The sequence below is a fragment of the Aquiflexum lacus genome (assembly GCF_015476655.1).
Taxonomy (GTDB): domain Bacteria; phylum Bacteroidota; class Bacteroidia; order Cytophagales; family Cyclobacteriaceae; genus Aquiflexum; species Aquiflexum lacus.
Genome location: NZ_JABFHF010000023.1, coordinates 82390 through 89305, shown reverse-complemented (window position 1 = coordinate 89305; position 6916 = coordinate 82390). Strand labels below are relative to the sequence as shown.

At 37.4% G+C, this 6916-nt stretch carries 5 protein-coding genes and 1 tRNA gene; 2 read left to right on the top strand and 4 right to left on the bottom strand.

Translation table 11 applies throughout. The annotated features are described in order from the left end of the window. Positions 1-844: 844 nt before the first annotated feature. Positions 845-918 (bottom strand) — tRNA-Arg (locus HMJ38_RS18515). A gap of 176 nt (positions 919-1094) precedes the next feature. Here HMJ38_RS18515 and HMJ38_RS18510 point away from each other — a divergent pair. Next, a complete protein-coding gene (locus HMJ38_RS18510) occupies positions 1095-1835 on the top strand; it encodes a porin family protein (protein ID WP_194975914.1) in 741 nt (246 codons plus the stop codon). Between the two features lie 49 nt (positions 1836-1884). On the opposite strand, the gene HMJ38_RS18505 is transcribed toward HMJ38_RS18510, so the two are convergent. Both HMJ38_RS18505 and rpoN read right to left on the bottom strand, forming a co-directional pair. Then, positions 1885-2502, bottom strand: a complete 618-nt coding sequence (locus HMJ38_RS18505) for a phosphatase PAP2 family protein (protein ID WP_317174554.1) — start codon at positions 2500-2502, stop codon at positions 1885-1887. Beyond that, positions 2503-3960: an RNA polymerase factor sigma-54 gene (rpoN, locus tag HMJ38_RS18500; protein ID WP_194975913.1), complete on the bottom strand. Its 1458-nt coding sequence runs from the start codon at positions 3958-3960 to the stop codon at positions 2503-2505. A gap of 195 nt (positions 3961-4155) precedes the next feature. On the opposite strand from rpoN, the gene asnS reads away from it, so the two are divergent. Further along, positions 4156-5607, top strand: a complete 1452-nt coding sequence (asnS, locus tag HMJ38_RS18495) for an asparagine--tRNA ligase (RefSeq protein WP_194975912.1) — start codon at positions 4156-4158, stop codon at positions 5605-5607. Between the two features lie 56 nt (positions 5608-5663). Here the strand turns inward: asnS and HMJ38_RS18490 are convergent, their stop codons facing one another. After that, positions 5664-6911, bottom strand: a complete 1248-nt coding sequence (locus tag HMJ38_RS18490; protein ID WP_194975911.1) for an MFS transporter — start codon at positions 6909-6911, stop codon at positions 5664-5666. Positions 6912-6916: the final 5 nt, after the last annotated feature.

The following is a 6916-nucleotide window of genomic DNA, read 5'->3' as shown; positions in this document are numbered from 1 at the left end:
ACTCTCCATTGTATAGTTTGTTGTGCCTTCATTTAAGAAGGCTTGTTTCCTGCCCCGTTCTTGTTCCATTCTTTATCCTCCGGCCTTCACCCTAAAGCTCCGACCGGATTCTCATTCGTTTCGTCTTCAACATTTCAATGAACTTTTTCCCTCTTTTAAGGGAATTGTCAGGAACAATTTTCCTGCGGATAATTAATTTTACCGAAACTTTTTTCGGATTTTTTTAATTCCTATCTTCAAAACAGGATTGCAAAGGTAGTAATCCTTTTTGGTTTTAAAACACTCAAAACAATAAATAGTAGAAAATACAAATCGGTTTCTCCTAAGTTACTGATTTATTGATAGAAATTTTTGAAATTAATTTTTGAGTTTCTACTCTTTAGGATTTCAACTCAAGGAAAATTATATATCAACAATAATCCACAGCTTGTAAGTGGAATTTGAAATTCGTGAAATCAATTAAATTTAAGTCTGCAAAATTCCTGACCTTTGCCAAAGAATAGTTAAGTGCATACTTGTTTAAAATTAATTTATGGCGAATTGGAATTAGTGACCTCGTCAGGATTCAAACCTGAAACCTTCCCGACCGCTGTCGGGATGCTCTATTCAGTTGAGCAGTTTTTTAAATCTCTAATGATTTATTTTTTGTGACCTCGTCAGGATTCAAACCTGAAACCTTCCCGACCGCTGTCGGGATGCTCTATTCAGTTGAGCAGTTTTTTAAATCTCTAATGATTTATTTTTTGTGACCTCGTCAGGATTCAAACCTGAAACCTTCCCGACCGCTGTCGGGATGCTCTATTCAGTTGAGCAGTTTTTTAAATCTCTAATGATTTATTTTTTGTGACCTCGTCAGGATTCAAACCTGAAACCTCCTGAGCCGTAATCAGGTGCTCTATTCAGTTGAGCTACGAGGCCATTTGGGAATGCAAAAGTAGGTAGGTTTTTTGAATTAACAAAAGACCTTGTGTAAGTTTTATCAACCATGAATCAGGCGAACTGATAAACAATTAAGAATTATTAAGACAAAAAGAAACACAAATCAACTTTGATTTTATAATTTAGCCGCAATTTTAAAAACAATACTCTCTTTCATGAAAAGAATAACACTAATCCTTTTATCCAATTTGATTGTTACCTGTTTCGTATTTGCACAAGAAAAAGAAAGAACTCCAATCGGTGGCAGGCCTGATATAAAGGGTGATTTATTCATAGAATTCGGATTCAATTCTTTAAATAACAACCCAGATGAATTAAAAAGAAGGTTTTTACCTTCCAGAACTTTTAATATCTACTACCAACATCCTATAAATATCGGTGCGGAAAATTCAGGAATTACATTCAATCCAGGTATAGGAATCGGAACAGATAAATTGGCTTTTAATGACAATAAAGCTCTATTTAATAACCCAACCATAGGTCCCGAATCAAGCCAGTTACTTGATATATCAGATGTCTATGGTGATAATATATCCATTTCACGGAATAATGTTTCTACCAGCTTCATTGAAGTTCCGCTAGAATTCAGATATCATTTTAACAGAAATAATTATCAGAAGAGCATGCGATTGGCCATTGGTGGAAAAGTTGGATATCTATTACAGGCACAAACCAAGATCGCATTCTCGGACAGTAATGGTCTTGACAGACAAGTTAAGGATAGACAATCATTTGGATTCAATCCTTTGAGATATGGAGTTTATGGTAGGTTTGGTTTTGCAGGAGTCAATTTATGGGCCTACTATGGGCTAAACCAAGTTTTTCAAAAGGAAAAGGGACCATTTGCTACAGAGGCTACACAAATAAACTTTGGAATTTCTGTAGCATTATTCTAGAAAAAACTTCAGCATTTGAAATAATTAAGTCGGCGATCCCGGCTTTTTTTTATGCAAAATACTGAAAAGAAAAGAAGCAAATTCCAAACCCCAGTAAAACCCCTCCTAAGACTTCAAGGGGAGTATGGGCATTCAAATAAAGTCTTGAGGATGCAAGACCTCCAGTCACCAAAACACCTCCCAATATCAGAAACAATAGGTCGTTTCCCGGGTATTTGATCACAACAGCAACTATGATAGCAAGTAGCCCAGAAATGGCAACCATATGAGCACTGATTTTCCAGAAAAAAGTAATTGCTGTCAATAAAATTAAACAAATGGTAATTGAAATCAGTGTTTGGATCAACAAGGGCTCAAGGTTAAATTTTATTTGAAAAAAATACGTGGACATGACATAGTACAAGCTGACCATTACAAAAGGCAATAATCTTTCTTCCTTATTTTTCATATGAAAAGAAGAAATATTTTTGGTCAACTTCAGGGCAAAAATACTTATAACTGGAATTGCAAATGTGGTCAAAAAGACCATCAACAGCACATATCCTTTTTCCCAAGTCCCCATACTGGATGCCTGTGGAGCAGAAAACAATAAAAAAAGAAATATCAGGCTCGGTACAAGAAGCGGCTGAAGAACAAAGGAAACAAGTAAGGCTAATTTTCTGATCACTTACAATTCCTTTCTTAATCTTGCTACTGGAATCTGTAACTGTTCACGGTATTTGGCAACAGTTCTTCTGGCAATATTATAGCCACTATCATTGAGCATTTTCACCAGTTTATCATCAGAAAGAGGTCTCTTCTTGCTTTCAGCATCTACTAATGATTGTAGGACACTTTTAACCTCCTTATTACTGACATCTTCTCCTGAATCAGTCGCAATGCCTTCTGAAAAGAAATATTTTAATGGATATATTCCAAATTCAGTCTGAATAGATTTACTGTTGGCAACCCTTGAGACCGTAGAAATATCCATTTCAATCCTTTCTGCTATATCTTTCAATATCATCGGTTTTAATTTGGTTTCATCACCCTCGTAGAAAAAATCACCCTGAAAATCGAGTATGGCCTGCATGGTCTTCAAAAGCGTAAGCTGTCTTTGTCTAATCGCATCGATAAACCATTTAGCTGCATCGAGTTTTTGTTTCACAAAGGTTACTGTATCCTTTAGCTTTTTATCCTTCTTATCACTTTTTTCATAAGCATCAAACATTTCAGAATAAGATCGGCTTATTCTCAATTCAGGAGCATTTCTCGAATTTAAGGATATCTCCAATTTACCTTCTGTGTTTGTCAGTATGAAATCTGGGATGATATATTGTGTTTTGACCAAACCATCTGAAGTCCCACCTGGCTTTGGGTTAAGGCGCGTTATCATATTAACAGCCTCTTTTAATTCTTCTTCACCCAAGTCAAGTTTCTTCTGAATCTTGGAGTAGTGCTTTTTGGTGAATTCTTCAAAACAATCGCTGACTATCTTTACAGCATTCTGCACCGTAGGGTCATCAGGATGCTCTTTCCGTTCCAATTGAATGACAAGGCATTCCTGAAGATTTCGGGCAGCAATACCTGCAGGATCAAAATTCTGTATCTTCCTTAAAATTTCCTCCAATTCATCGATATCAGATTCAATATTTTGGCTAAAAACCAAGTCATTGATAATTGCTTCTAGATCCCTCCTTATATAACCATCATTCTCAATACTACCAATAAGTTGTCTTCCGATGATTTTTTGCCTTTCATCGAGTTTCAAAAAGCCCATTTGGGCAATCAATTGTTCATGTAGTGATATGCCACCTGATATGGGTATTTCTCTCTCCTCCTCATCGGGTGAGTAGTTACCATCACCCTGCATTTTGTATCCACCGTAATCATCATTGAGATAATCATCGATATTGACATCTTTATCTTCTGAAGTATTTTCTTCTTCAAAGTTATTGTCTTCAAATTCCTCCTCAGAATCCTTTTTCTCTTCCTCCTTGCCTTCCTCAAGCGCAGGATTAATTTCCAACTCCTCTTCAACCCTTGTATCCAACTCAGCAGTAGGTACTTGCAAAAGCTTGATAAACTGAATTTGTTGCGGAGATAGTTTCTGTGAAAGAGACTGACTTAGATGAAGTTTTTGCATACAATATTTTTGTTTGAAAAGATTTCCAAAAATCAGGAGCCTGTGGTATACCCGACTCCATCTTTCCAGATTTCAAATTTAGGAAATTAGAACTATTTATTGATAAAAAGCTTATTATATCGTTTTTTTGCATTCCCTTTAAGAAGTCAATTTTATGAGACTCTTAAACTTACAATTATATATATACTAATTTATATGGCCTTCAACAAAAGAGTAAAAATCAAAGCGCTTCTTGAAAAAGATTATACTGACCAAGATGCAACCATCATGGGATGGGTCAGAACAAAAAGAAGTAATAAGAATGTTTCCTTTATTGCCATCAATGATGGTTCATCCATCAAAAATTTTCAGGTTGTGGCCGACCCGAATTTGATCAATGAAGAAATCCTCAAAAAAGCTACCACAGGGGCATGTCTGAAGGTGTCTGGAAAGATAGTTACTTCCCAAGGTGCTGGTCAACAAAATGAACTGAATGCTTCAAAAATTGAAATATTAGGGGAAGCAGATCCTGAGAAATACCCACTTCAACCCAAAAAGCACTCTTTGGAATTTCTGAGAGAAATCGCCCACTTGAGAGTAAGGACCAATACATTTGGGGCAGTTTTTAGGGTAAGACATGCCCTTGCATTTGCGGTGCATAAGTACTTTAATGATAAAGGCTTCTTTTATATCCATACACCAATTATAACCGCTTCAGATGCCGAAGGTGCTGGGGAAACCTTTAAGGTAACTACTTTTGACCTCAAAAATCCACCACTGACAGCAGATGGGAAAATTGACTATAAGGCGGATTTCTTTGAAAGAGAAACCAATCTGACTGTATCGGGACAATTGGAGGGTGAACTCGCTGCCATGGGTCTTGCAGACATATACACCTTTGGACCAACCTTCAGGGCAGAAAACTCCAACACTACCCGCCACCTTGCTGAGTTTTGGATGATTGAACCTGAAATGGCTTTCTATGACGCCGAAGATAATCAGGATCTCGCAGAGGATTTTCTTAAATATATAATATCCTATGCACTTGAAAACTGCAAAGATGATATCGAGTTTCTTGATAAAAGAGCCCAAGAAGAGGAAAGCACCAAAAAAGCTAATCAAAGAAGTGAAATGGGTTTGTTGGAGAGGTTACAGTTTGTGGTAGAAAACGAATTCCAAAGATTGACTTATACTGAAGCCATCGATGTTTTGAAAAATTCCAATTATAACAAGAAGAAAAAGTTTCAATACCTGATAGAGGATTGGGGTGTGGATTTACAATCTGAACATGAGCGCTACTTGGTGGAGAAACATTTTAAAAAACCAGTAATCCTTACAGATTACCCCAAAGAAATCAAAGCCTTCTACATGAGACAAAATGATGATGGCAAAACTGTGGCAGCCATGGATATATTATTTCCGGGAATTGGTGAAATAGTAGGCGGTTCACAAAGGGAAGAGAGACTTGACCTGCTGACCAAAAGAATGGAAGAAATGAATATTCCCACTGAGGAAATGTGGTGGTATCTGGACACAAGAAGATTTGGTTCTACACCACATGCCGGTTTTGGTTTGGGATTTGAAAGACTTGTTCTGTTTGTTACCGGTATGGGAAATATCAGAGATGTAATAGCTTTCCCCAGAACTCCTGGCCATGCAGAATTTTAGGGATTTTCAACCCATGAAAAAAGCCGTAAAACTAAAATCAGTTTTACGGCTTTTTTTTATTTAATTTTTTCCGCCATCGTCTCTGTAGAGCTAGCTAAAATAACTTCAGGTTCTTCTACATCAATCACTTTAATCCTTCTGGCTAAAGGGATACACAACAAACTTAAGACAATAGCAAAATAACCCACAATGTCATAATTCACCAATTCCCCATTAATCCCTTCAGCCAAAATCAATCCTGCTAAAAACGAAGCCAAACCAGCTGCAAATTGCTGTACAGCCGAGTTGAAGCTCAAAAAACTTCCTCTGTTTTCTGCTTTGGCAGTACCTGTAATCAATGCTGCGGCAGGAACCATTCTACCGTTGGAGGTAACGAAAAATAATGTCGATATCAGCAATACGTAAGGAATGGGTGTTTGACCCAACTGGGTGATTACAGCAATCGGGATTACATTCAATGTCATGAAGATGGTGAAGACCTTAATCTTGCCAAACTTGTCAGTTAACTTTCCTACCCAAGGAGATGTAAATATGGTAAAGAACCCTCCCGCCATGTATATATAGGTTAACTCAATCTCACTGAAACCAACATTAGCAACCATATAAGGGCTTAGAAATGGAATAACAGCAAATTGACCCAGCATCATCATGATGGTTAAGGAGATCGCCCGCATCTGATTGCTGTTGCCTGTAACTCTCCTGATTACTTGAATTGGACTAGGTTTAAACTCCTTTTTCTGAATATGCGCGGTAATTGTGGGAATGTATTTAAAAATCATCCAAAGTATTACCAATGACAATCCGGCCAAAAAGAAAAATGGAGCATGCCAATTTGAAATACTGGCTATAAATAAACCGAATGGCACTCCGACAACTGAGGCCACAGAAAATGCCGCCATGACCAAACCCATCGCTCTACCTCGCCTGGCATCGGGAATGACATCTCCGATAATAGACAAAACCAAAGCAGAGGTCAACCCACCAAAAATTCCAGATACAATCCTGGATATCAATAAAATTGCATAATTAGGAGAAAGGGCACAAGCCAAAGCCCCAAACAAAAATCCAGTAAAGACCCACAACAAAATAGTTCTTCTATCATATTTGTCCAGAATAAAGGCTCCCAAAAAGCTACTAATCCCAGCGCTAAAGGTGTAGGAAGAAACCAATAGACCAAACTCTCTAGGTGAAATTTCAAATATCCTCATCAGCTGCGGGCCAAGAGGCATCAAAATCATAAAGTCAACAATGTGGGTAAAGTTTATTGCCGCTAAGGTCCAAAGTAAAAGTTTTTCCTTGTTCATCAGAT

Bases quoted from the DNA above. Each gene is read 5' to 3' on its own strand.
- HMJ38_RS18510 (WP_194975914.1), top strand. From the start codon at position 1,095: ATGAAAAGAATAACACTAATCCTTTTATCCAATTTGATTGTTACCTGT.
- rpoN (WP_194975913.1), bottom strand. From the start codon at position 3,960: ATGCAAAAACTTCATCTAAGTCAGTCTCTTTCACAGAAACTATCTCCG.
- asnS (WP_194975912.1), top strand. From the start codon at position 4,156: ATGGCCTTCAACAAAAGAGTAAAAATCAAAGCGCTTCTTGAAAAAGAT.
- HMJ38_RS18490 (WP_194975911.1), bottom strand. From the start codon at position 6,911: ATGAACAAGGAAAAACTTTTACTTTGGACCTTAGCGGCAATAAACTTT.